Raw genomic sequence first — 25,732 nt, forward strand, 5'->3', positions numbered from 1 at the left:
CCGCGCCGATGAACGCCATACCGCCGAAAGCCACGATCGCGCGGTCCGCCGAGGTGGATCACGATCCGGCCGAGACCCAGGACTGGCTCGCCGCGCTGGAATCCGTCTTCCGCACCGAGGGTGCGGCCCGGGCGCGCTTCATCCTCGATCGCCTGGAGCGGCGCTCGAAGGAGATCGGCATCCTCGACGAGGCCCTGCCCTACTCGCCCTACCGGAACACGATCGCGCTGGAGAAGCAGCCGCGCTACCCCGGCGACCTCGACATCGAGGAGCGCCTGACCTCGATCATGCGCTGGAACGCGCTGGCCATGGTGGTGCGTGCCAACATGGCCTACGGCGAGCTCGGCGGCCACGTGGCGAGCTACGCCTCGGCGGCGGAGCTGTTCGAGGTCGGCTTCAATCACTTCTTCAAGGGCGGCACGGACGGCGACCTCGTCTATTTCCAGCCGCACTCCGCGCCGGGCGTCTACGCGCGGGCCTTCCTCGAGGGCCGGCTGTCCGAGGAGCAGCTGAAGCACTACCGCCAGGAGATCGCCGGCGACGGGCTGTGCTCCTACCCGCATCCCTGGCTGATGCCGGATTTCTGGCAGGTCCCCACCGGCTCCATGGGCATCGGCCCGATCCACGCGGTCTACCAAGCGCGGTTCATGCGCTACCTCGGCGACCGGGGCCTCGCCGACACCACCGGCCGGCACGTCTGGGGCGTGTTCGGCGACGGCGAGATGGACGAGCCCGAGTCGATCGGCGGCCTGGCGCTCGCCGCGCGCGAGAATCTCGACAACCTAACCTTCGTCATCAACTGCAACCTGCAGCGGCTCGACGGGCCGGTGCGCGGCAACGGCCAGATCATCCAGGAGTTGGAGAGCCTGTTCCGCGGCGCCGGCTGGAACGTCATCAAGGTGCTGTGGGGCTCGGAGTGGGACGGGATCTTCGCCCGCGACACCAACCACGCCCTGCTGCGCCGCTTCGCCGAGACGGTGGACGGCAAGTACCAGACGCTCGGTGCCAAGGACGGCGCCTACAACCTCGCCCACTTCTTCGGCGAGGATCCGGAGGTGCGCGAGCTCGTCGCCCACATGTCGGATGCCGACGTCGACCGGCTGAAGCGCGGCGGCCACGACTTCCGCAAGCTCTACGCGGCCTTCGCGGCCGCCAAGGCCACCAAGGGCCGGCCGACGGTGATCCTGGCCAAGACCAAGAAGGGCTACGGCATGGGCGGCGCGGGCGAGTCGCGCATGACCGCCCACCAGGCCAAGAAGCTCGACGTCGACGCGCTGCGCGCCTTCCGCGACCGCTTCGCCCTGCCGCTGTCGGACGCGCAGGTGGAGGGCCTGGCCTTCTACAAGCCGGCCGAGGACGGCGCCGAGATGCGCTACCTGCGCGAGCGGCGCGAGATGCTCGGCGGCGTCCTGCCGGCCCGCCGCCGCACGGCGCCGACGGTCCCGGTTCCGGAGCTCTCCACCTACGCGGGCTTCGCCCTCGAGGCTGGCGGCAAGGAGATGTCGACCACCACCGCGGTGGTGCGCCTGTTCGGCAACCTCCTGAAGCACAAGGATCTCGGGCCGCGCATCGTGCCGATCGTCGCCGACGAGGCGCGGACCTTCGGCATGGCCAACCTGTTCCGGCAAGTCGGGATCTACGCGCCGCAGGGGCAGCTCTACGAGCCGGAGGATGCCGGCTCCATGCTCTACTACCGCGAGGCCCGGGACGGGCAGCTCCTCGAGGAGGGCATCACCGAGGCCGGGGCGATCTCGTCCTGGACGGCGGCGGCCACGTCCTACAGCGTCCACGGCCTGTCGATGCTGCCGTTCTACATCTACTACTCGATGTTCGGCTTCCAGCGGGTCGGCGACCTGATCTGGGCGGCGGCCGACCAGCGGGCCCGCGGCTTCCTGATCGGCGCCACGGCGGGCCGCACGACGCTCGGCGGCGAGGGCCTGCAGCACCAGGACGGTTCGAGCCACATGCAGGCGGCCGCGATCCCGAACTGCCGGGCCTACGATCCGGCCTTCGCGTACGAGATGGCGGTGATCGTCGACCGGGGCGCCCGGGCGATGATGGAGGAAGGCGAAGACGCCTTCTACTACCTCACGGCGATGAACGAGAACTACGCCCAGCCGTCCATGCCGCAGGGGGCGGAGGCCGGGATCCTGAAGGGCATGTACCGCCTGTCGGGGCCGGAGGCCGGACAAGGGACGGGCGCCGCTGTGCGGCTCCTGGGCTCCGGGGCGATCCTGCCGGAGGTGATCGCAGCGGCGACGATGCTCGCGCAGGATTTCGGCGTCGCGGCCGAGGTGTTCAGCGTGACGAGCTTCAGCGAGCTGGCCCGCGACGCCCGCGAGGCCGAGCGGCAGGCGATGCTCAACCCGGAGGCCGAGGCGCCGGTCAGCCACGTGGCGGCGCTGCTGCCGGGCACGGCGCCCATCGTCGCGGCGAGCGACTACGTCCGGGCCTACCCGCAGCTGATCGCCTCCTATGTCGGCGCGCGCTTCGTCACCCTCGGCACCGACGGGTTCGGGCGCAGCGACACCCGCAACGCGCTCCGCCGGTTCTTCGAGGTCGACCGGCAGCACGTGGTCATCGCCGCCCTGCACGCTCTGGCCGAGGCCGGCACGGTGCCGCGCGCCGCGGTGGCGGACGCGATCCGCCGCTACGGCGTCGCGGCCGACGCGCCCGCGCCCTGGACGATCTGAGGCCGGGCGCCCCGTCGAGGGGCGCCGCCCGCCCCCACCCCTTTTCCGAACGCCCGACCCACGGACACCCGACCGCATGAGCGCCGCGCTGCAGATCGCCCTCCCGGATATCGGCGACTACCGGGACGTGCCGGTCATCGAGCTTCTGGTGAAGCCCGGCGACCGCCTCGCGGTGGACGACCTGATCCTCAGCATCGAGTCCGACAAGGCCACCATGGAGGTCCCCTCCCCGGTCGCCGGCATCGTGCGCGAGTTGCTGGTGTCGGTGGGGACGAAAGTGTCCGAGGGCACGCCGATCCTGACGGTGGAGCCTGCCGAGGGCGGCGGGGTCGAGACCGCGGCGGCACCGCCTGCCGCGGCCGCAGCGCCGTCGGCTTCCGGGCAGGGCGCGGGTCCCCGCTCCCGTGCGGGAGAGGGACAGGGTGAGGGATCCGGGTTGTCCGGAGACGGCACCCCCCTCACCCCAGCCCTCGCCCGCACGGGAGAGGGAGCCGGTCGCGCCTCGCCGGAGCCGATGCGGGCCGACCCGATCCAGGCGACGAGCGGCGACGTGCATGCCAGCCCGTCGGTCCGCCAGCTCGCGCGCGAGCTGGGCGTCGGGCTCGACCGCGTCGCCGCCACCGGCCCGAAGGGGCGGATCCTGCGCGAGGACGTGCACGCCTTCGTCAAGGCGGCCCTCAACGCGCCGGTCCAGGCGCCCGCCGCCGCGTCCGGCATCGGCGCCGGCCTGCCGCCCTGGCCGGAGGTCGACTTCGCCAAGTACGGGCCGGTGCGGCGCGAGCCGCTCTCGCGCATCCAGAGTCTCTCTGGGGCCAATCTCAGCCGCAACTGGCTGACGATCCCGCACGTGACCAATTTCGACCGGGCCGACGTCACCGAGATCGAGTCGTTCCGGGTCGGCCTCAACACGGAGACACGCACGCCGCCCGCCCGGGTCACCATGGTGGCCTTCCTGATCAAGGCGGCGGCCTCGGCGCTGCGCGCCTATCCGCGCTTCAATTCCTCCCTGGAGGGCAGCGACCTCGTCCTGAAGGACTACGTCCATGTCGGCTTCGCGGTGGACACGCCGAAGGGCCTGATGGTGCCGGTGGTGCGCGACTGCGACCGCAAGGGCCTCATCGAGATCGCCACCGAGATGGCCGCGATGGCCGAGAAGGCCCGGGCCGGAACCCTCCCGGGTTCCGACATGCAGGGCGGCTGCTTCTCGGTGTCGTCGCTCGGCGGCATCGGCGGCGACGGCTTCACCCCGATCATCAACGCCCCCGAGGTCGCGATCCTGGGCGCGGCGCGCTCGCGCACCGAGGCGGTCTGGGACGGCAAGGCCTTCCAGCCGCGCCTGATCCTGCCGCTCAGCCTGTCCTGGGACCACCGCGTCGTGGACGGCGTCGCCGCCGCCCGCTTCCTCGGCCACGTGGCCTCGGTCCTGTCGGACCTGCGCCGCGCCCTCCTGTGACCGCCGCCATGCCCGAGACCCTCGACATCCGCGTCCCCGATCTCGGGGACTACGCCGACGTGCCCGTCATCGAGATCCCGGTGGCGCCCGGCCAGCCGGTCGCCAAGGACCAGACCCTGCTGGTGGTCGAATCCGACAAGGCGACGCTGGACATCCCCTCCCCCGCGGCGGGCCGCCTCGTGGAGATGCTGGTCGGCCTCGGCGACACGGTCTCGGCCGGCACCCTCGTCGCCCGCCTCGCGGTCGAGGCGACCGACGCGCGCGGCGAACCGACCCCTGCGCCGGCCTCGGCTCCGACCCCCGCGCCCACGCCCGCCGCGCCGCCGCCGAAGCCGCAGGCCGGCGCGGGCTGCGATCTCCTGGTGATCGGCGGAGGACCGGGCGGCTACTCGGCCGCCTTCCGGGCCGCCGATCTCGGGCAGCGGGTCATCCTGGTCGAGCGCCACGCGACCCTCGGCGGCGTCTGCCTCAACGTGGGCTGCATCCCCTCGAAGGCGCTGCTCCACGTGGCCGCGGTCACCGAGGAGGCCGTCCGGCTGGCCGCGCACGGGATCAGCTTCGGCGCGCCGACGGTCGATCTGGAGAAGCTGCGGACCTTCAAGGCCGGCACCGTACGCCGCCTCACCGACGGGCTCGCCCAGATGGCGCGCCAGCGCAAGGTCGAGGTGGTCCGCGGGACAGCCCGCTTCACCGGGCCCGACACGGTCTCGGTGACGCTGCACGACGGCGGCACGCGGGACGTCACCTTCACGGGCGCCGTCGTGGCGGCGGGCTCCGCGCCGGTGGCCCTGCCGATGCTCCCGGACGATCCGCGGATCGTGAATTCCACCGGGGCGCTGGAACTGCCCGCCGTGCCGCGCCGGCTCCTGGTGATCGGCGGCGGCATCATCGGCCTGGAGATGGCGACCGTCTACAGCGCCCTCGGCGCGCGGGTCGACGTGGTCGAGCGCCTGCCCGGCCTGCTCGAGGGCGTCGACCGGGATCTCGTCAGCGTCTGGACGAAGCGCAACGCCCACCGTTTCGACCGCGTCCTGACAGGGATCGAGGTCGTCTCCGCCGAGGCGAAACCGGACGGGATCGCCGTGACCTTCTCGGGCGGGGCCGAGCCCGGAACCTACGACCTCGTTCTCCAGGCCGCCGGCCGCCGGCCCAACGGGGCGACGCTCGGCCTCGACGCGGCCGGCGTGGCGCTGGACGGCGGCTTCGTGCCGGTGGACGCCCAGATGCGCACGAACGTGCCGCACATCTTCGCCATCGGCGATTGCGTCGGCCAGCCGATGCTCGCCCACAAGGCGGTGCATCAGGGCCACGTCGCCGCCGAGGCGGCCGCCGGCCACAAGGCCGGGTTCGACGCCGCCGTGATCCCCTCGGTCGCCTACACCGACCCGGAGATCGCCTGGGCCGGCCTCACCGAGACGGCCGCGAAGGCGGCCGGGCGGGCCGTCGAGGTGGCGCGCTTCCCCTGGGCCGCTTCGGGCCGGGCCATCGCCAACGGCGCCGATTACGGCCTGACCAAGCTGCTGTTCGACGCGCAGACCAGGCGCGTCGTCGGCGGCGCCATCGTCGGCCCGAGCGCCGGCGACATGATCGGCGAGGTCGCGCTGGCGATCGAGATGGGCGCCGACGCCACCGATATCGGCCGGACGATCCACCCCCACCCGACGCTCGGCGAGACGATCGGTCTCGCGGCAGAGGCCGGGCTCGGCCTCTGCACCGACCTGCCGCCGGTCGCCCGTCGGTAGACACGACATCGGCGCCGGGCCCGTCCGCCCGGCGGCTCGACGGATCGCCGCGTCTTGTATAGATCTCGGCCCGCGTCGCCGGCTCGGCCGGGAAGCCGTCCGGTCGGAGCGTTCTGCCGGGCCTCGATGCGGCGGCACGTAGCGAAGATCTGGTGGTTCAGCTGGGAGGATATGATCCGAGATGCTGTGGCACACCGGAAAGTCTTTCCGCCATGCCGTCCGCATTTTGCCATTACTGGCACGGGATCAATCGGCGCGCGGGGCCCCGCGGCCCGCAACGGCCGCACAGGCGTTCCGGGTACCGCCCCTGGCCCTCGCGGTGCTGCTGGGGTCGGTCGCGGTGACCGGGTCGCCGAGCTGGGCGCGCGATGCCGCCGAGGCGCCGAAGCCGGCCGATACGCCGTCCGCCGCCGACGGGCCGCAGGCGCTCATCGCCTCGCTGCGGAGCCGTATCCTCGCGGCGCACAGCGCGACCTTCGCTCTCGAGAGCTGGTGTGCCGACTACAAGCTCGCCGGAGACCCGCACCTCGTGGCGGAGCGCGTGGCCGTCGCCGACAAGCCCCTGACGGCCGCGCAGCGCGCCCGTCTCGCGATCGGCCCGGACGAGCCGGTGCGCTACCGCCGCGTCCGTCTCGCCTGTGGGGACCGCGTCCTGTCCGAGGCGGATAACTGGTACGTGCCGGCCCGGCTCACGCCGGAGATGAACGCGACGCTGGACACCACCCGCACGCCCTTCGGCCGGGTCGTGCGTCCCCTCGCCCCGGTGCGCAGCACCGTCGAGGTGCGCGCGCCGGTCCGGAGCGCCGCGCCCGGACCGGACGATCCGCTCTTCGAGATCGACGCCGTGCTGTCGACCGGGGCCGGGCAGCCGTTCTGCGAGGTCGTCGAGACGTATCTGGGCGGTGCGCTGCCGCAGGCATCGCGGTAGAACCCGGCCGCGTTCTCGGTTGGGAGGAACAGGTATGGGTTCGAGGTTTCGTCGCGCGGTTCTGGCCCTGCTCGCGACGGGCGCGGCGTGCGCGCCGGCCCTGGCGGCCGATCCGGCCGGCGTATGGCTGACGGAAACCGGCAGTTCGAAGGTCCGCATCGCGCCCTGCGGCGGCGGCTTCTGCGGCACGATCATCAGCGCACCCGGGAAGGGGCTCGACGCGAAGAACCCGGATCCGGCCCTGCGCGGCCGCAGCGTCGTCGGCGTCCAGATCCTCGACGCGCGACAGCCCGAAGGCGGCGGCTTCTCAGGGTCGCTCTACAACCCGAACGACGGCAAGACCTATTCCGGTTCGCTGAAGCTCACGGGACCCGACTCGCTCGAGGTCTCCGGCTGCGTCATGAGCGTGTTCTGCAAGCGGCAGACCTGGACGCGCGTGAAGTGATCGCGCGCGGCGGGCGCCGGGGCGAGGCGGTGCCGCGTCGCAACAACGCGGGATCGATCGCGCGCGACTGAGGTTGCCTGAGCCTGGAACCAGCAAGGATTCTCATGACCCGGACATGTCTCGCCGCCCTTCTCGCCCTCGCCACCGTCGCGCCGGCCAGCGCCCAGGTCGAGGCCCGGCCCGTCGCGCCCGCTCCCGGCGCGCCGGGCGTGGTGAGCCAGCAGATCGACGCCACCGGGAACGAAGCCGCCGTGAGCTACTCGCCCACCGGCCGGCCGGCCGACACGATCTCCAACAACTCGGCGGCAGCGGGCAACGCCAACCAGCCGTCGCGGGTCGCGCCGCAGGGCGGTGGCGGCGGCGGCAGCCGGTGATCTCGCCTGATCCCCGGTGACCCGAGCGGCGCAGGACCCGCGAGGGGGCCGCGATGTTCACCCGGGGCCGGAACGGACGCGGGAGCCTGTCGGGCCGACCGCGCCGGTCTCGCGGAGGACGATCGGACCGCACCCGTGACGGTGCGGCCCTTCCGCGGCCCGTCGCGGCTCAGGCGGCCTCGGTGAGGGCCTGCGCGACGGCGTCGAGGGCGGCCTCGGCCCCGGCTCCGTTCGGGCCGCCGGCCTGCGCCATGTCGCGGCGGCCGCCGCCGCCCTTCCCGCCGAGCGCCCCGGCCCCGGCCCGGACCAGGCCGACCGCGTCGTAGCGCGCGGTCAGGTCGTCGGTGACGCCGACCACCAGCCCGGCCTTGCCGTCCGGTCCGACGCCGACCACCGCCACGATGCCGGAGCCCAGGCGCTTCTTCTCCTCGTCGACGATCGGCTTGAGGTCGCGCATGTCGAGCCCCTCGATGACGGAGCGGCGGAAGGCCACCCCGCCGATCTCGGTCTGCTGCGCGCCCGAGCCCGGGCCGCCCTCGCCGCCCATGGCGAGCTTGCGACGGGTCTCGGCCAGTTCGCGCTCCAGGCGGCGCCGGTCCTCCATCAGCGCGGTCAGGCGGTCGGGCGCCTCCGAGACCGGCGCCTTGAGGATGCCGGCGAGCGCCGCCAGCGTCCGGGCCTCCTCGGCCCGGTGACGGCGCGCCGCGTCGGCCGTCAGCGCCTCGATCCGGCGCACGCCCGCGCCCACCGCGCTCTCGGCCACGATGGTGATCGCCCCGATATCGCCGGTGCGCGCGGCGTGAGTGCCACCGCAGAGCTCCACGGAGAAGTTCTTGGCGCGCGGTTGCGCGGCGTCGCCGTCGACCGGCAGCCCCATCGAGACCACCCGCACCTCGTCGCCGTACTTCTCGCCGAACAGCGCGCGGGCGCCCGACGCGATCGCGTCGTCCACGGCCATCAGCTTCGTGACGACGGGCGCGTTCTGCAGCAGCACCGCGTTGGCGATGTCCTCGACGCGGCCGAGCTCGTCGGCCTCAATCGGCTTCGGGTGGCTGATGTCGAAGCGCAGCCGGTCGGGGCTGACCAGCGAGCCCTTCTGGGCGACGTGGTCGCCCAGCACCTGCCGCAGGGCCTCGTGGAGCAGGTGGGTGGCCGAGTGGTTGGCCCGGATCGCCCTGCGGCGGGCGTTGTCGACCTTCAACTCGACCGGCTGGTCGAGGCCCACCGTCCCCTCCTCCACGGTGACGTGATGGACGAACACGTCGCCGAGCTTCTTCTGGGTGTCGGTCACCCGCGCCCGCACGCCCGGCGCCAGGATCAGGCCGGTATCGCCGACCTGGCCGCCCGACTCCCCGTAGAACGGCGTCTGGTTGACGAGGACGAGGCCGGTCTGACCAGCCTCGAGGGCCTTCACCTCGGCGCCGTCGCGCAGGAGCGCGGTCACGATGCCCTCGGCGGTCTCGGTCTCGTAGCCCAGGAATTCGGTGGCGCCGACGCGCTCGCGCAGTCCGAACCACACCGTCTCGGTCGCCGCCTCGCCCGAGCCCTTCCAGGCCTCGCGGGCCGCCTGCTTCTGGCGCTGCATCGCGGCCGCGAAGGCGTCGGTGTCCACGCCAATGCCGCGGGCCTTGAGGGCGTCCTGCGTCAGGTCGAGGGGGAAGCCGTAGGTGTCGTAGAGGGTGAAGGCGGTCTCGCCGGAGAGCTTGTCGCCCTCCCGGAGGTCGCGGCTCTCGGCGTCGAGGATCGACAGGCCCCGCTCGAGGGTGCGGCGGAAGCGGGTCTCCTCCAGCTTCAGGGTCTCGGCGATCAGGCTCTCGGCCCGCATCAGCTCCGGGTAGGCCTGGCCCATCTCGCGCACGAGGGTCGGCACGAGGCGGAACATGGTGGGCTCGCGGGCCCCCAGGATCTCGGCGTGGCGCATGGCGCGGCGCATGATCCGGCGCAGCACGTAGCCGCGGCCCTCGTTGCCCGGCAGCACACCGTCGGCCACCAGGAAGGAGGCCGCCCGCAGGTGGTCGGCGATCACCCGGTAGGACGCCATCGTGGCCGCCTCCGGCGCCCGCGAGACCGCGTGGGCCACGGCGTCGATCAGGGCGCGGAACAGGTCGGTGTCGTAGTTCGAGTGGACGCCCTGGAGGATCGCCGCCATGCGCTCCAGGCCCATGCCCGTGTCGATCGACGGCCGCGGCAGCGGGTTCCGGACGCCCGGCTCCAGTTGCTCGTACTGCATGAACACGAGGTTCCAGAACTCGAGGAAGCGGTCTCCGTCCTCGTCCGGCGAGCCGGGCGGGCCGCCCTGCAGCGCCGGGCCCTGGTCGATGAAGATCTCCGAGCAGGGGCCGCAGGGGCCGGTATCGCCCATCTGCCAGAAATTGTCGGAGGTCCCGATCCGGATGATCTTGTCGTCGGAGAAGCCGGCGATCTTCTTCCACAGGCCGGCGGCCTCGTCGTCGTCGGCGTAGACGGTGACGAGGAGCTTGTCGGGCTTGAGGCCGAACTCCTTGGTGATCAGCGTCCAGGCCAGCTCGATCGCGCGGTCCTTGAAGTAGTCGCCGAACGAGAAGTTGCCGAGCATCTCGAAGAAGGTGTGGTGGCGCGCGGTGTACCCGACATTGTCGAGGTCGTTGTGCTTGCCGCCGGCCCGCACGCATTTCTGCGCCGTCGTCGCCCGGTCGTAGGCGCGCTTCTCCATCCCGGTGAAGACGTTCTTGAACTGCACCATGCCGGCGTTCGTGAACATCAGCGTCGGGTCGTTCTTCGGCACGAGGCTCGAGGACGGCACGACCTCGTGGCCCGCCTTGGCGAAGTAGTCGAGGAAGGTCGACCGGATCTCGTTGACGCCGCTCATCGGGGCTGACTCTGGCAGTACGGACGGGAAAGGGCGGCCGCGCGTCATCCGCCCGGCGCCCGCATGGCGCCCTCTTAAGGAGGGATGCCGCGCGAGTCACGGGCGGCCTGCCCCGAAATCTCCACGGGACGCCGCAACTCGGCCACAAGCGCGGCCGTGTTGTCGCCACATCTGTCAAGCGATGGTGAGTCCGTAGCGCCACAGCGGCGTGTGGAGAGTCGGGATAACGATGCAGGGCCGCACGGTCGGATCGCCGAGGACCATCACCGGCAAGCAGGGCCATTTCGGCTCGGGCCGCGCCGACGTGATCGCCGCACAGCCCATGCTGGGCCGTGCCCATGGCAGCCGCCCCGCGCTGTTCCGCTCCCTGCTCACCGTCTCGATGATCGCCGGCGGCCTCAGCGCCGCGCTGATCGGGTCGGGCGTGGACCTCGCCAAGGTCGGCCTGTCGCCGGCCGTGTCGGTCGCGGAGGCCGCCACCGAGCTCCCGATGCCGCGCCCGCGCATCCACACCGTCGCCCTCACCACCCCGCTGGAGCAGACGCCGCTGCGCGCCGCCGCGAGCTTCGCCCCGGTGCACGACCTCGACACCGAACTCGGCTCCAACACGGTCGACCGCGTGTCGTACGACTTCCTGCTCTCCGAGAGCGCCGTCGGCGATCCGAACGACATCCTCGAGTTCGGCCCGATGAAGATCCGGCGCCACCTCGTGCAGACGATCGTCCGGGCGGCCCAGGCGGTCCAGACCGATCCGGTGCTGCTGATGGCGGTAGCCGACAAGGAATCGAGCTTCGTCACGGCGGTCCAGGCCAAGACGTCCTCGGCGACGGGCCTCTACCAGTTCATCGAGCGGACCTGGCTCGGCGTGGTTCGCGACTTCGGCGCCAAGTACGGGCTGGAGAAGGACGCGGCGCTGATCACCTCCGACGCCAACGACCGGCCGGTGATCACCGATCCGGCGGAGCGCGCCCGGGTGCTGGAACTGCGCCGCGACCCGTACCTCTCGGCGCTGATGGCCGGCGAGATGCTGAAGCGCGACGCGGCCCGCATCGCCCTGCGCATCGGCCGCGAGCTGACCCTCGGCGAGGTCTACCTCGCCCACTTCCTCGGACCGGACGACGCCGAGGAGTTCCTCGCCAACGTCGTGAACAAGCCGGCCGCCGCCGCGGCGGCCCTGCTCCCGGGGCCGGCCCGGGCCAACCGCTCGATCTTCTTCGCCGCCGGGCGCTTCGTCGGGCGCGGCCGCCACCGCAAGCCCCTGAGCCTGTCGGTCGCACAGGTGCACGAGAAGTTCGAGGCGATGATGAGCACCCGCGGGACGCGCTACCAGAACGTCCGCCAAGTCTCTGGAATCATGGCGTATGCCGACGCCGACGCCGGGCTCGCCACGCAGTAACGGCTCTGTGACGCCGGGCGGGATTCCGAACGCCCGGCGCAACCAGCGGCGGATTGCCGACTTTCCTCCTTCGAGCGCCGCATCCTCGGGCGGCGCGGAAGTCGACTTCGGGGGGAGTCCTTGAAAAAGCACCAGACGAGCGCACCCCTGCCGCTCACCGATACGCTGTCACCGGGTATTCCGCTCGATCAGATCGGTCAGAAACTGGCGTCGTTCTACGATGATCTGGTCACCGAGGGTGTGCCCGAACACCTCGCGGCCCTGGTCCGCCGCGTGCGGCAGAACGAGGGCGACGAGGCCGCCCTGGGCGCGCCGAGCGTCGTGGCGGCCGAGGCCGGTCCGCCGCGTCTCGCGCTCGTCGTGGAGGACGATCCCGAGATCCGCGCGCTCGCCGAGACCCTCTTGGAGGAAACCGAACTCGACGTGGTCGGGTGCGACAGCGCCGAGGCCGCCCTGTCGGTCCTCCAGGCGCGCGGGGGCGACGTCGCCCTCGTCTTCGCCGACGTCCGGCTGGCCGGCGAGATGGACGGCCTCCAGCTCGCCCGCGCGGTAGCGACCCTGTGGCCTCGGGCCCGCCTGGTGATCACCTCGGGCCACGGCATTCCCCGCCCCGAGTTGCCGGCCGAGGCCGTCTTCATCGCCAAGCCGTGGCGCCCCCTCGACGTGCTGGTCGAGGCCGAGCGCGCCGCCGCCGACCCGGCCCCGCCGGTGGTCTGAGGCGTTCCGCGCGGCCGGGCCCGGCCCTTGCATCGCCGGTGACCGCGTCGGCGCGAGCCCGGAGCCTGCGACTTGCCGATCCTCTCCGTCCGCCACCGCACGGTCTACCGGTACCGGCGTCCGGTCGCCTTCGGCGAGCACCGGATCATGTTCCGGCCGCGCGACAGCTACGATCAGCGGCTGATCGCGGCGACCCTCGACATCGCCCCGGAGCCGGCCTCCCTGCGCTGGCTGTTCGACGTGTTCGGCAACTGCGTGGCGGTCGCCACCTTCGACACCCGCGCCGAGACCCTGACCTTCGACTGCGGCATCACCCTCGACCACACCCCGGAGCACGCGCCGGTCTTCCCCCTGGCGCCGCACGCGACCCACTACCCGTTCGGCTACGGGGCGGAGGACATGCCGGACCTCGCCCGCTCCATCGAGCGGCAATGGCCGGACCCGCGGCACGAGGTCGATGCCTGGGCGCGGAGCTTCCTGCCGCCGCAGGGCCGTATCCCGACGCAGGAGCTGCTGGCCGCGATGACGCGCAGCGTGCGGGCGAACTTCACCTACCTCGCCCGCTCCGAGAAGGGCGTGCAGGACCCGCTCACGACCCTGCGCACGAAGCTCGGCTCGTGCCGGGACTTCGCGGTGCTGATGATGGAGGGCGTCCGGGCGCTCGGCATGGCCGCCCGCTTCGTCTCCGGATACCTCTACAACCCGCGCAACGACCGGGCGCGCCACGTCGGCGGCGGCTCCACCCACGCCTGGCTGCAGGTCTACCTGCCGGGCGCCGGCTGGGTCGAGTTCGACCCGACCAACGGCATCGTGGGCAACCGCGACCTGATCCGCGTGGCGGTGACCCGCGATCCGGCCCAGGCCGTGCCGCTGCACGGCTCATTCTTCGGCCTCGCCAGCGACGATCTCGGCATGCGCGTCGACGTCGACGTGGTGGAGCTGCCCGCCGACGGGCCGGCGGCCCGAACCGTGCAGGGGCCGGAGACGTCCCTGGCGCGTTGAGTTCGCGCGCACCCGGACCCGGAACGAGCGTGCGTGGCGACTCCGCGCGGACGGCGACAGAGCAAGGTGGCCCCGATGAAGATCAGGACCGGTTTCGATATCGCTTTCACGCTGTCGCAGCCGACACCGATGATCCTGATGCTGAGCGTCCATCCCTCGCGGATCAACGACGTGCTGACCCCGCACGCGATCGGGTTCGATCCGCCGCTCGAGGCGCGGACGTACCGGGACGGCTTCGACAACATCTGCCACCGCATCGTCGCGCCGCCCGGTCAGCTGACCATCGCGGCCGACTTCACGGTCGAGGATTCGGGCGAGCCCGATCCGGTCGTGCCGGACGCCCGGCAGATCCCGGTCCAGGACCTGCCCGACGACGTCCTGATCTTCCTCCTGGGCTCGCGCTACTGCGACACCGACAAGCTCTCGCAGACCGCGTGGTCCCTGTTCGGCGGCACGCCGGAGGGCTGGGCCCGCGTCCAGGCGATCGTCGACTACACGCACGAGCGGATCCGCTTCGACTATCAGCGCGCCGACGCGACCCGGAGCGCGCACGACGCCTTCATGCAGCGCGAGGGCGTGTGCCGGGACTTCGCGCACCTGGCGATCACCCTGTGCCGGTGCATGAACATCCCGGCGCGCTACGCCACCGGATACCTCGGCGATATCGGCGTGCCAAAGGATCCGGCGCCGATGGACTTCTCCGCGTGGTTCGAGGTCTTCCTCGCGGGCCCAGAGGGGCCGCGCTGGTACACGTTCGACGCCCGCCACAACCGGCCCCGCATCGGCCGCATCGTCATGGCCCGCGGCCGCGACGCCACCGACTGCGCCATCTCGACCAACTTCGGCTACGCCCACCTCGCGCGCTTCGACGTCCACACGGACGAGGCCCCCTGAGCCGCGCACGCGTTCGTGATATCGCGCACCGCACGGCCAAGCCGGCCTGCGTATTCCGCCGGGCAGCAAATTCCGGGCGGAAGTATGGAACTGCCAGCCTATGCTCACGCTTGTAATGGCAAAGGTTATTGCACAGGTAGGCCACTCATGAAGACCACGGTCACCGCACTCGCCGCGCTCCTCGGCGTGTCTGTTCTTGCCGCCACGCCCGTCCTCGCCGCTTCGTCGTACGATCCCTTCGGCACGGATAGTGCCGACGAGTACTACTCCGATCAGGGACAGTACGGTTACCAGGGCTCTTACGCCCCGGGCTACGGCCAGGGCGTGCAAGCCGCGCCGCAGGCGCAGGTCCAGCCGATCCCCCGCGAGATCGTCGCGTTCAACGCGCCCTACGCGCCCGGCACGATCGTGGTCTCCACCGCCGAGCGGCGCCTGTACTACGTGCTCGGCAACGGTGAGGCGATCCGCTACGGCGTCGGCGTCGGCCGTCCGGGCTTCAGCTGGAGCGGCACCAACAAGATCACCGCCAAGCGCGAGTGGCCGTCGTGGACGCCCCCGAAGGCCATGATCGCCCGTCGTCCCGACCTGCCGCGTTACATGGCGGGCGGCATCGAGAACCCCCTCGGCGCCCGGGCCATGTATATCGGCAGCACCGAGTACCGTATCCACGGCTCCAACGAGCCGGACACGATCGGTCAGGCGGTCTCGTCGGGCTGCATCCGGATGACCAACGACGACGTCACCGACCTGTACGAGCGCGTGAAGGTCGGCGCCAAGGTCGTCGTCCTGAACTGAGCGCGCGGCGCGGGATCACCCGCGCCCCTAGCCCGCCTGTGCCGCACGGGCCGCGTCATCCCACCCGGGGGCGCGGCCCGTCGCGTGTGCGGTCGCCTGCGCGGGGCTGCGCCTCAGGGAACGACGCGGCCGACGGCCGTCTGCGGCGGGCTGAACGACGCGATCGGCATGTCGCAGAAGCAGCGCACGCCGAGGGGCCGCGGCCCCGGCAGCGGGCAGGAATACGGCTTCGGGCCGGTGATTCCCTGCTGGACGGCGTCGCAATTGTAGCCGACCGGGGCGCGCTGCGCCCGGCGCGGGACCGGCCGGTAACCGCCGTCGTAGCCCGGATCGTCGTAGTACTGGGCGAAGGCCGCGCTACTCGGAGCGACGGCGGCGAGCGCCAGGGCGGCGACCGCCAGACGGAGAGGTCCACGCAGGCCGGATCGGCCGGAAACAGTGAGGCGCATCCCTGAACCCTTCACTCGGCGCGGACCCAACGCGTCCGCCCGGCGGCTCTCGGCGGCAATACCGGCGAAAACGAGACGGCCCGCCCCCGGATCGGGAGCGGGCCGCGGCCCCGTTCGTCGGTGCGAGCGTCAGTGCGACGCGCGCTCGGCGGCGTCCTGGGCGTTCTGGGCCGTCTGCTTCGCGGCGTCCTGGCCCTGCTCCATGGCCTTGCGGGCCTCGTCGGCACCCTGCTGCATCGCCGACTTGGCGCGCTCGGCGCCCTGCTGCATCGCGCTCTGCGCGAGGCCGCTGAACTCCTTCGCCTGGGCCTGGATGGCGGCGAACTGGCTGCGGACGAACTCGGCCTGGTGCTGCATCGCCTCCTGCATGTCCCTGGAGCGGACGAGCTTCTGGGCGAGGTCGAAGGCCGCGTTCACGTTCTGCTCGGCATACTCGAAGCCGCGCGAGGACGCGTCCAGCGCGTTGGAGCGCGCCAGCTCGGCCGAGCCCTGCACGGTGTCGGCGGTGCGGCGAGCCGCGCCGATGAAGCTGTCGAACGCCTTCCGGGCCTGCTCGACGCTCTTCTCGGCGAAGTCGCGCATCTCGGCCGGAACTTCGTAGTTCGGGGGGTTGCTCATACGTCGTCTCCTCTCTTCATTGGCCTGTGGATGGCGCTTTGTGCGGTGCACAATAACTGATTCGCCGCCATATGCCACCCGCGCTCACGGCGTTAAGGTTGACATAACGTAAACGTGTGACGGTTGCGCCGAGAGTCCAGCGCCGCGGCGCGGGGGAGTTTACAATAGGGCTACGGTCGCGCGCGTTTCTCGGGCAAAGCGGGACCGTTGAGCGTCAGGATCGCGTTAGGGTTCGAGGTCGCGGGCTTTGGAGACGACAGTGACACCGACGGCCGCTGCAGCCCCGCCCGGGCTGGGGACTGCCTTCGCGACCTGGGAGCGCCTGCCCGCGCTGGCGGCCGCGCTGGGCGCGCGCGACGCCGTGCATCTCGTGATCGATCCGTCGGAGGCCCGGATCCTGTCCGCGTCCGAAGCGGCGGCGGGTCTCGCCACGGTTCTGGACGGCCCGGCCCTCGCCGACCTGACCCGGCAGATCGCGACCGCGGTGGCGGGCGACGCCGCGCCCCGCCTCGCGCGCCTGCGCCTCGATGTCCGCCGGATCGCGCCGCCGGTCCTGTGCTGGCTGGCGCGCGGCGCGCAGGACGACGGCCGGCCCGCGATCCTCGTCGTGCCGACCGCGCCAGTGGCGGCTGGCCGCGCGCGTCCGATCCGCCCGCTCGATCCACCGGTCGACGCGCCCGCCGGGCATCCGGTGGCAGCGCGGGCGCTTCCCCAGGAGCCGCAATCGCCTCCGGCGACGCCGCTCCGGCGCGACGACCGCTTCCTCTGGCGCCTCGATGCCGCGGGTGTCCTGACGACCCTCACAGGCCCGGAGGCGCTCGCCGGGCTGGTCGGGCAGCGCTGGCGGGATCTGGCCGAGAGCGGGCGCCTCTCCGGCGCCGACGCCGTGCTGGCGGCCCTGCGCGACCGGCGCACCTTCCGCGGGGAACCGGCGGTCCTCGATGCCGGCACCGGGGCGTTCCGGGTCGACCTGTCCGGAGCCCCGCTCGGGCGGGGCGACGCGGCCTTCTCGGGCTTCGGCGGCTTCGGCCTGATCCGCAGCGCCCCGCCCGGCAGCCCGAGACCAGTCGCGACGCCGGAGCCGATCCCGGGGTCCATGCCCGAGCGCGTTCCCGAGCGCGTTCCCGAGCCCGTGCCCTCCGCGACGCCGGAGCCGGCAAGGTCCGCGGTTATCAAGCCCGCTGCCGTCCCGGCCGGGACCGGCGACGCCGCGATCCCTGTCGCGATTCCTGTCGCGGTCGACGCGGATCCCGTCGCCGCGCCACTGTCGAACGACGAGCACGCCGCGTTCCGCGAGATCGCCCGCGCGCTGGGCGCCCGCTACGCCGGTGACGAGGCCGGATCGGGGTCGCCCCGGACCGCGGGAGGGGCGGTGATGCCGTTCCCGGCGCCGCAGGCCGGTCCGGCGGAGACCAGCGCGACCGCCGCGGATCCCGATGTCGAGACCGGGACGGCGGAGGCCGAGCCGGTCGCCGACGCGCCGCCGTCCCCGGAATCCGATCTCCTCGGCGGATTGCCGGTGCCGGTGCTGGTCCATCGCGACGGAGCGATCGTCGCGACGAACCGCGCCTTCCTCGATCTGACCGGCCACCCCGACCTGCCGAGCCTCGCGCGCCTCGGTCTTCCGGGATTGCTGCCCGGCCTCCCCCCGGCGGAGACGGTCGACCCATCCGCGCGCCGGACGACCGTCGCGACGGCCGACGGCGGCGCCCGTCCCGTCGAAATCCGGGCCGGCGCCCTCCCCTGGTCGGGCGCGACCGCGACGTGCCTGGTCGTGCGCCCGGTCGAGGACGCCGACGTCGCCGACGCCCTCACGGCCGAGCGCCTCGCCCGCGCCGCTGAGACCGAGCGGACGGCCAGCGCCGAGGCGACTTTGGACGCGCTGGAGACGGGCGTCGTCACGGTCGACGGGGCCGGGCGCATCGTCGCGCTGAACCGCGCGGCGGCCGGCCTGTTCGGCTGCGATCCGCGCGAGATCGTCGGCAGCAGCTTCGTCACGCTCTTCGACCGGGAGAGCGTCCTGACGGTCGCCGATGCCCTGAGGGGCACCGCCCCGGGGCGGCGGATCGTGCGCATCGACGGCGCTCCGATGTCGTTGACCGTAGCGGCGACGGCGAGCCGGCGCGTGGCCCAGATCGCCCGAGCCGAGGACGAGGCCCTCGCGCGGAGCGCGGAGGGCGGCCCGGAGCCCGCGCCGGGCCGCGCCGATGCCCTCGACCGGCTCGGCTGCGCCGTCCGCGAGCCCGTGTCCGGGATCGTCGACCTGGCCGGCGCGATGCTGAAGGAACCGTTCGGCCCCCTCGGCGACGCGCGCTACCGGGGCTGCCTCGCCGAGATCAAGGCCTCGGGCGAGGCGATGCTGGAGCGCGTCGGGAAACTCCTGGACCTCGCCGCCGTCGAGGCCGGCGCGCTCCACCTGGAGCCGCGCGCCCTCGACCTCAACGACGTCGTGGCGAGCTGTGTCGCCCAGCTCCAGGCGGAGGCGGCGCGGGGGCGCATCGTGATGCGGACGAGCTTCTCGACCGATATCGGCGACCTGGAGGCCGACGAGCGCTCGGTCAGCCGCGCGGCCAGCTTGGTGATCGAGAACGCGATCCGACGCTCCACGGCCGGCAGCCAGATCATCGTGTCCACCGGGTCCGCCGAGCGGGCGGGGATCGCCGTGCGGGTGCGCGAGACCGGCGCCGGCCACGCGCCGCGGGCGGCAGCGCCGCAGGGCGATGTCGAGGACGGGCTGGCGCTGCCGCGGGCGCTCGTGGAGGCCAATGGCGGGCGCCTGCAGCTCTCCGCCCGACCGGAAGACGGCACGCTCGTGGAGATCATCATGCCCGCGCGGCGGGCGGCCAACGGCTAGGGGTGAGCGCCCCCCACCCCCGCGGGGCGGAAACAGAGGGCCGCCGGTGACAGCGGGCTCGGGCGCGCGCGCTTGACAGCGCAGCATCGAAGCCCCAATCAGCCCTTACATTGCGCCCAATCTATTCACGGGAATTGAGCTGCGCAGGAGCGCGCCAAACTGCGATGATATCGTCCTCGTAGATTGGCGGCTACGTTACTTTGGAAGTCCTGGCTGCGCGGCGGAGACCGCGATACGATCGGGCGCCAAAACAGGGATGGGACGCCATGGTAGGCAAGGTGATCGAGGTTCAATCCGCGTGGCGCGAGGGTGCGCACGTGGACGATGCCAAGTACCGGGAGATGTACGCGGCTTCGGTCGCCGATCCCAACGCGTTCTGGGCCGAGCACGGCAAGCGCATCGACTGGATGAAGCCGTTCTCGACGGTGAAGAACACCAGCTTCGAGCCCGGCAAGGTCTCGATCAAGTGGTTCGAGGACGGCAAGACCAACGTCGCCCATAACTGTATCGATCGCCATCTCGAGACCCGCGGCGACCAGACCGCGATCATCTGGGAAGGCGACAACCCCGACGAATCCAAGCACATCACCTACCGCGAGCTGCACGCGCAGGTCTGCCGGATGGCCAACGTCCTGCGCAACCGCGGCGTCGGCAAGGGCGACCGCGTCACGCTCTACATGCCGATGGTCCCGGAGGCCGCCTACGCGATGCTCGCCTGCGCGCGGCTCGGGGCGATCCACGCCATCGTGTTCGGCGGCTTCTCGCCGGATTCCCTCGCCTCGCGCATCCAGGGCTGCGGCTCCAAGGTGGTGATCACCGCCGACGAGGGCCTGCGCGGAGGCCGCAAGGTGCCGCTGAAGGCCAATGTCGACGAGGCGATCAAGCGTCTCGGGACCGACCTCGTCGACCACGTGATCGTCGTGCGCCGCACCGGCGGCAGCGTCGCCATGGAGGCGGGCCGGGACGTCTACTACGACGAGGCCGCCGAGCAGGTGACGGACGAGTGCCCCGCCGTGGCGGTGGAGGCCGAGCACCCGCTCTTCATCCTCTACACCTCCGGCTCGACCGGGCAGCCGAAGGGCGTGGTGCACACCACCGGCGGTTACCTCGTCTACGCGTCGATGACGCACGAGTACGTCTTCGATTACCGCGAAGGCGACGTGTACTGGTGCACCGCCGATGTCGGCTGGGTCACGGGCCACAGCTACATCGTGTACGGGCCGCTCGCGAACGGCGCCACGACGCTGATGTTCGAGGGCATCCCGACCTACCCGTCGACCTCCCGGTTCTGGGAAGTGGTCGACAAGCACAAGGTCAACATCTTCTACACGGCGCCGACCGCGATCCGCTCGCTGATGGGCGGCGGCGAGGGGCCGGTGAAGAAGACCTCGCGGCAATCGCTCCGCGTGCTGGGCTCCGTGGGCGAGCCGATCAACCCGGAAGCCTGGGAGTGGTACTACAACGTCGTCGGCGACCAGCGCTGCTCGATCGTCGACACGTGGTGGCAGACCGAGACCGGCGGCATCCTGATCACCCCGCTGCCGGGTGCCACCGCCCTGAAGCCGGGCTCGGCGACCCGGCCGTTCTTCGGCGTGAAGCCCGAGATGGTCGACGCCGAGGGCAAGGTCCTGGAGGGCGCCTGCGAGGGCAATCTCTGCATCGCCGATTCCTGGCCGGGCCAGATGCGCACGGTCTACGGCGACCATGAGCGCTTCGAGCAGACCTACTTCTCGACCTACCCGGGCAAGTACTTCACCGGCGACGGCGCCCGCCGCGATGCGGACGGCTACTACTGGATCACCGGCCGGGTCGACGACGTCATCAACGTCTCGGGTCACCGGATGGGCACCGCCGAGGTCGAGTCGTCCCTGGTCGCCCACCCGAAGGTGGCCGAGGCCGCGGTGGTGGGCTACCCGCACAACGTGAAGGGCCAGGGCATCTACGCCTACGTGACCCTGAACGACGGCGAGGAGGGCGACGACGCCCTGCGCAAGGAACTCGTGACCTGGGTCCGCAAGGATATCGGGCCGATCGCCTCGCCGGACCTGATCCAGTTCGCGCCCGGCCTGCCCAAGACCCGCTCGGGCAAGATCATGCGCAGGATCCTGCGCAAGATCGCCGAGGACGATTTCAGCTCGCTCGGCGACACCTCGACGCTCGCCGAGCCGGCCGTCGTCGACGACCTGATCGAGAACCGGCAGAACCGGGGCTGATCGCACCCGCGCCGCCCCGGCGGCGCGGGTTCGGACCGGGGCGGGTGCCGGGGCGGCGCCCGCTCCCAACAAGAACCACGAGTCTCAACGCGAAGAACCGGGGGGCCAGAGCAGGCCCTCGCGGGAGGAACACCCATGAGCGGCACGACACTGAACACCCGAGGGCGCGCGGCGCCCCCGGGACCACGCCCACGCGAGACCGCCGCCGATCCGCAGGTCGAGCGGATCGCCCGGACACCCGAGTTCCAGCAGCTCGTTCACGAGCGCACCCGCTTCGCCTGGATCCTGACGATCCTGATGCTGGTCGTCTATTTCGGCTTCATCGGCCTGATCGCCTTCGACAAGTCGCTCCTCGCCGTGAAGGTCGGCGGCACCGCCTCCCTCGGCCTGTTCGCGGGCGTGTTCGTGATCCTGTTCGCCTTCGCGCTCACGGGGGTCTACGTCGCCCGGGCCAACACGCGCTTCGACGCGCTGAGCGAAGCCCTGAAGCGGAGCGTGGCCCGATGAACCGCCTCCTCCTCGGCCTGACGCTCGCCACGATCGTCGCGAGCGCCGCCTACGCGGCCGGCCCGGATCTCGGTGCCGTCGCGCAATCGGCCACGAACTGGCCGGCCATCCTGATGTTCCTGTTCTTCGTGCTGCTGACGCTCGGCATCACCTACCGGGCGGCCAAGGGCACCAAGTCGGCCGCCGACTTCTACGCGGCGGGCGGCGGCATCTCGGCCGGCACCAACTCGCTGGCGATCGCCGGCGACTACATGTCGGCGGCCTCGTTCCTCGGCATCTCCGGCCTCGTCTACACCTCGGGCTTCGACGGGCTGATCTACTCGACGGGCTTCCTGGTCGGCTGGCCGATCGTGCTGTTTCTGATCGCGGAGCGCCTGCGCAACCTCGGCAAGTTCACCTTCGCCGACGTGGCGAGCTTCCGCCTCGACCAGACCGCGATCCGCATCATCTCGGCGGTGGGCACCCTGGTGGTGGTGGCCTTCTACCTGATCGCCCAGATGGTCGGCGCGGGGAAGCTGATTCAGCTCCTGTTCGGCCTGCCCTACCTCTACGCGGTGATCATCGTCGGCGTCCTGATGATCGTCTACGTCGCCTTCGGCGGCATGAAGGCGACCACCTGGGTGCAGGTGATCAAGGCCTGCCTGCTGCTCGGCGGCGCGACCTTCATGGCCGGCGCGGTTCTGTACAAGTACGGCTTCAACCCGGAATCGCTGTTCGCCAACGCCGTTCAGGTCCACCCGAAGGGCGACGCGATCATGGCGCCGGGCGGTCTGGTGTCGAACCCGGTCGAGGCGATCTCGCTCGGCGTCGGCCTGATGTTCGGCACCGCCGGGCTGCCGCACATCCTCATGCGGTTCTTCACGGTCTCGGACGCCCAGGCCGCCCGCAAGTCGGTGTTCTACGCCACCGGCCTGATCGGCTACTTCTATATCCTGACCTTCATCATCGGCTTCGGCGGCATCGCGCTGCTGATGTCGGACCCGGTCTACTTCAAGCTCGGTCCGGCCGGCGCGTTCGACAAGCTGAAGGACATGATCGGCGGCACCAACATGGTGGCGGTGAACCTCGCCAACGCGGTGGGCGGGCCGTACTTCCTCGGCTTCATCTCCGCGGTGGCCTTCGCGACGATCCTCGCGGTCGTCGCCGGGCTCACGCTCGCCGGGGCCTCGGCGATCAGCCACGACCTCTACGCCCAGGTGATCGCCCGCGGGCGCACCACCGAGAAGCACGAGGTCAACCTGTCGAAGATCTCGGCCGTGGTGATCGGGATCGTGGCGATCTACCTCGGCTACGTGTTCGAGAACCAGAACGTCGCCTTCATGGTCGGCCTCGCCTTCGCGGTGGCGGCGAGCTGCAACTTCCCGGTGCTGGCCATGTCGATCCTGTGGCGCGGCACCACCACCTGGGGCGCGCTTGCCGGCGGCCTCGTCGGCCTGCTCGCGGCGGTCATCATGGTGGTGCTGTCGAAGGCCGTGTGGGTGACCACGCTGGGCAATCCCGCCCCGCTCTTCCCCTACGACAACCCGGCGCTGTTCTCGATGCCGCTGGCCTTCGCGACGATCTGGGTCGTCTCCCTCGTGGACAAGTCCCGCCGGGCCCAGCGCGAGCGGGCCGCCTTCGAGGCGCAGTACGTGCGCTCCGAGACCGGCATCGGGGCGGCCGGCGCGCACGCGCACTGACGGCCTTCCGAAGCGTCGAACAGGCGGAGGGCGCGGCGCGAGCCGCGCCCTTCGTCGTTCCGGTGACAACTGCGTACGCGCCCATGTTGATGGGAGTCTTCACGATCGCTTTACCGGTTGACCGCTCCAATCGGTGCGATAACGCATAGGTGATCTGCGCCGTGCGCAGAACCGCCCGGGAATCGGGCCGGTGAGCGGGCGATCCGTGTCGCGGGCCGCCCAAATGCGTCTGGGAGGACCTGTTTCATGGCTGTGGCAACCGCGAGTGCGCGGACAGGGGACGCCGCGAGGCCGATGACGTCGGCCGAGAAGCGGGTGATCTTCGCGTCCTCGCTCGGCACCGTGTTCGAGTGGTACGATTTCTATCTCTACGGCTCGCTGGCGGCGATCATCGGCGCGCAATTCTTCTCGGCCTACCCGCCGGCCACGCGCGACATCTTCGCCCTGCTGGCCTTCGCGGCCGGCTTCATCGTCCGCCCGTTCGGCGCCCTCGTGTTCGGCCGCGTCGGCGACCTCGTCGGCCGCAAGTACACCTTCCTCGTCACGATCCTGATCATGGGTCTGTCGACCTTCATCGTCGGCATCCTGCCCAACGCGGCGACCATCGGCATCGCGGCGCCGATCATCCTGATCGTCCTGCGCCTCGCCCAGGGCCTCGCGCTCGGCGGCGAGTACGGCGGCGCGGCGACCTACGTGGCCGAGCACGCCCCCAACGGCCGGCGCGGCTTCTACACCAGCTGGATCCAGACGACCGCGACCCTGGGCCTGTTCCTGTCGCTGATGGTGATCCTGGCGACCCGGACCATCACCGGCGAGGCCGCCTTCGCCGAGTGGGGCTGGCGCATCCCGTTCCTGGTCTCGGTGCTGCTGCTCGGCATCTCGGTCTGGATCCGCCTCCAGCTCTCCGAATCGCCGGCCTTCCAGAAGATGAAGGAGGAGGGCAAGACCTCCAAGGCGCCGCTCACCGAGGCGTTCGGCCAGTGGCGGAACGCGAAGTTCGCGATCATCGCCCTGTTCGGGCTCGTCGCCGGCCAGGGCGTGGTCTGGTACACGGGCCAGTTCTACGCGCTGTTCTTCCTGCAATCGATCCTGAAGGTCGACGGCTACACGGCCAACCTGCTGATCGCGTGGTCGCTGCTCTTCGGCACCGGCTTCTTCGTGGTCTTCGGCTGGCTGTCCGACAAGATCGGCCGCAAGGTCATCATCCTGGCGGGCTGCGCGATCGCGGCGGCGACGTTCTTCCCGATCTTCAAGGGGATCACCTCGACGGCCAACCCGAAGCTCGAAGCGGCGATCGAGAACGTGAAGGTGACGGTGACGGCCGATCCGGCCGCCTGCGGAACCTTGTTCAACCCGGTCGGGACCCGGGTGTTCACCCAGCCCTGCGACCTCGCCCGCGACTTCCTGTCGAAGTCGTCGGTCCGCTACTCGACCGCCCCCGGCGCGGCCGGCCAGCCCACCACGATCCGGGTCAACGACACCGAGATCCCGTACCCGCAGGGCGGCAACGTCGAGGCCAACAAGGCCACGACCGCCGCGCTGCAGGCCGCGGGCTACCCGAAGGCCGGCGACCCCGAGATCGTCAAGATGTCGAACCCGTTCGACATCTTCCGGCCGCAGGTCGCGCAGGTGATCGGCCTGCTGTTCATCCTCGTGCTCTTCGTCACGATGGTCTACGGCCCGATCGCCGCCATGCTGGTGGAGCTGTTTCCGACCCGGATCCGCTACACCTCGATGTCGCTGCCCTACCATATCGGCAACGGCTGGTTCGGCGGCCTCCTGCCGGCGACCGCCTTCGCCATGGTGGCCCAGACCGGCGACATCTATTTCGGCCTCTGGTACCCGATCGTCATCGCGGTTGCGACAGTGATCATCGGCGTGTTCTTCGTGCCGGAGACCAAGGATCGCGACATCTTCGCCGACACCTGATCGGCGCGAGCCGGTCGGACCGAGGTCCGGCGCGTGTCACAGACGCCCAGGCAGCTCACGCTGCCTGGGCGTTCTCGTTCGTACGGCACGACGCGGCCGTCCCCCTTGTGTCGAGCCTGCAACGCGGCGGCGAAATAGCGACCCGTGCGGTTCCTCACGGATTGCGTTTCGTCTGATCCTATACGGATGTGTCAAG

Annotated in this window: 19 protein-coding genes; 16 read left to right on the forward strand and 3 right to left on the reverse strand. The window is 71.4% G+C overall.

The window, feature by feature from the left end:
- Positions 1–8 precede the first annotated feature (8 nt).
- From mdeB to H288_RS0112270, 6 genes are all read left to right on the forward strand, one after another.
- Positions 9–2,693 (forward strand): alpha-ketoglutarate dehydrogenase, encoded by a 2,685-nt coding sequence (gene mdeB / locus H288_RS0112245; RefSeq protein ID WP_026604881.1) that lies wholly within the window; start codon positions 9–11, stop codon positions 2,691–2,693.
- A 76-nt stretch (positions 2,694–2,769) separates the two neighbouring features.
- The gene (locus H288_RS0112250; RefSeq protein WP_020092870.1) at positions 2,770–4,146 is read left to right on the forward strand and encodes a 2-oxo acid dehydrogenase subunit E2; all 1,377 of its coding nucleotides are present in this window, start codon (positions 2,770–2,772) and stop codon (positions 4,144–4,146) included.
- Between the two features lie 8 nt (positions 4,147–4,154).
- Positions 4,155–5,888: a dihydrolipoyl dehydrogenase gene (lpdA, locus tag H288_RS0112255; RefSeq protein WP_026604882.1), complete on the forward strand. Its 1,734-nt coding sequence runs from the start codon at positions 4,155–4,157 to the stop codon at positions 5,886–5,888.
- Positions 5,889–6,069: 181 nt separating this feature from the next.
- Positions 6,070–6,816: a hypothetical protein gene (locus tag H288_RS0112260; RefSeq protein WP_026604883.1), complete on the forward strand. Its 747-nt coding sequence runs from the start codon at positions 6,070–6,072 to the stop codon at positions 6,814–6,816.
- A gap of 34 nt (positions 6,817–6,850) precedes the next feature.
- Positions 6,851–7,261, forward strand: coding sequence for a DUF2147 domain-containing protein (locus tag H288_RS0112265; RefSeq protein WP_020092873.1), 411 nt, complete (start codon positions 6,851–6,853; stop codon positions 7,259–7,261).
- 104 nt (positions 7,262–7,365) lie between these two features.
- Positions 7,366–7,635: a hypothetical protein gene (locus H288_RS0112270; protein ID WP_012322495.1), complete on the forward strand. Its 270-nt coding sequence runs from the start codon at positions 7,366–7,368 to the stop codon at positions 7,633–7,635.
- 169 nt (positions 7,636–7,804) lie between these two features.
- On the opposite strand, the gene alaS is transcribed toward H288_RS0112270, so the two are convergent.
- On the reverse strand, positions 7,805–10,483 hold the full coding sequence (alaS, locus tag H288_RS0112275; RefSeq protein ID WP_020092874.1) for an alanine--tRNA ligase: 2,679 nt from the start codon (positions 10,481–10,483) through the stop codon (positions 7,805–7,807).
- Positions 10,484–10,712: 229 nt separating this feature from the next.
- Between alaS and H288_RS0112280 the strand changes: the two genes are divergently transcribed.
- From H288_RS0112280 to H288_RS0112300, 5 genes are all read left to right on the forward strand, one after another.
- Positions 10,713–11,879 (forward strand): transglycosylase SLT domain-containing protein, encoded by a 1,167-nt coding sequence (locus H288_RS0112280; RefSeq protein WP_020092875.1) that lies wholly within the window; start codon positions 10,713–10,715, stop codon positions 11,877–11,879.
- Positions 11,880–11,999: 120 nt separating this feature from the next.
- Positions 12,000–12,596, forward strand: a complete 597-nt coding sequence (locus tag H288_RS0112285) for a NepR family anti-sigma factor (protein ID WP_020092876.1) — start codon at positions 12,000–12,002, stop codon at positions 12,594–12,596.
- A gap of 72 nt (positions 12,597–12,668) precedes the next feature.
- Positions 12,669–13,598: a transglutaminase family protein gene (locus tag H288_RS0112290; RefSeq protein WP_020092877.1), complete on the forward strand. Its 930-nt coding sequence runs from the start codon at positions 12,669–12,671 to the stop codon at positions 13,596–13,598.
- A 75-nt stretch (positions 13,599–13,673) separates the two neighbouring features.
- Complete coding sequence (locus tag H288_RS0112295; RefSeq protein WP_020092878.1) at positions 13,674–14,492, forward strand: transglutaminase family protein; 819 nt, start codon at positions 13,674–13,676, stop codon at positions 14,490–14,492.
- Between the two features lie 147 nt (positions 14,493–14,639).
- Positions 14,640–15,287 (forward strand): L,D-transpeptidase, encoded by a 648-nt coding sequence (locus tag H288_RS0112300; protein WP_020092879.1) that lies wholly within the window; start codon positions 14,640–14,642, stop codon positions 15,285–15,287.
- A gap of 113 nt (positions 15,288–15,400) precedes the next feature.
- Here H288_RS0112300 and H288_RS0112305 read toward each other — a convergent pair whose 3' ends face one another.
- Together H288_RS0112305 and H288_RS0112310 are read right to left on the reverse strand one after the other, a co-directional pair.
- Positions 15,401–15,736 (reverse strand): hypothetical protein, encoded by a 336-nt coding sequence (locus H288_RS0112305; protein ID WP_020092880.1) that lies wholly within the window; start codon positions 15,734–15,736, stop codon positions 15,401–15,403.
- Between the two features lie 129 nt (positions 15,737–15,865).
- Positions 15,866–16,354 carry a phasin gene (locus tag H288_RS0112310; protein WP_012322487.1) on the reverse strand — a complete coding sequence of 163 codons (489 nt, stop codon included), beginning with the start codon at positions 16,352–16,354 and terminating at the stop codon, positions 15,866–15,868.
- Positions 16,355–16,613: 259 nt separating this feature from the next.
- On the opposite strand from H288_RS0112310, the gene H288_RS0112315 reads away from it, so the two are divergent.
- The 5 genes from H288_RS0112315 (at position 16,614) to H288_RS0112335 (ending at position 25,536) form a co-directional block, all read left to right on the forward strand.
- Positions 16,614–19,208: a PAS domain-containing protein gene (locus H288_RS0112315; protein ID WP_106735912.1), complete on the forward strand. Its 2,595-nt coding sequence runs from the start codon at positions 16,614–16,616 to the stop codon at positions 19,206–19,208.
- 266 nt (positions 19,209–19,474) lie between these two features.
- Positions 19,475–21,421: an acetate--CoA ligase gene (gene acs, locus H288_RS0112320; protein WP_020092882.1), complete on the forward strand. Its 1,947-nt coding sequence runs from the start codon at positions 19,475–19,477 to the stop codon at positions 21,419–21,421.
- Positions 21,422–21,556: 135 nt separating this feature from the next.
- Positions 21,557–21,928 (forward strand): DUF485 domain-containing protein, encoded by a 372-nt coding sequence (locus H288_RS0112325; RefSeq protein ID WP_020092883.1) that lies wholly within the window; start codon positions 21,557–21,559, stop codon positions 21,926–21,928.
- Entirely contained in the window at positions 21,925–23,607 is a 1,683-nt protein-coding gene (locus H288_RS0112330) for a cation acetate symporter (protein ID WP_020092884.1), read from the forward strand. The genes H288_RS0112325 and H288_RS0112330 overlap by 4 nt, the downstream gene beginning before the upstream one ends.
- Positions 23,608–23,901: 294 nt before the next feature.
- On the forward strand, positions 23,902–25,536 hold the full coding sequence (locus H288_RS0112335) for an MFS transporter (RefSeq protein ID WP_020092885.1): 1,635 nt from the start codon (positions 23,902–23,904) through the stop codon (positions 25,534–25,536).
- Positions 25,537–25,732: the final 196 nt, after the last annotated feature.

It is taken from the genome of Methylobacterium sp. 285MFTsu5.1, assembly GCF_000383455.1.
Taxonomy (GTDB): Bacteria; Pseudomonadota; Alphaproteobacteria; order Rhizobiales; family Beijerinckiaceae; genus Methylobacterium.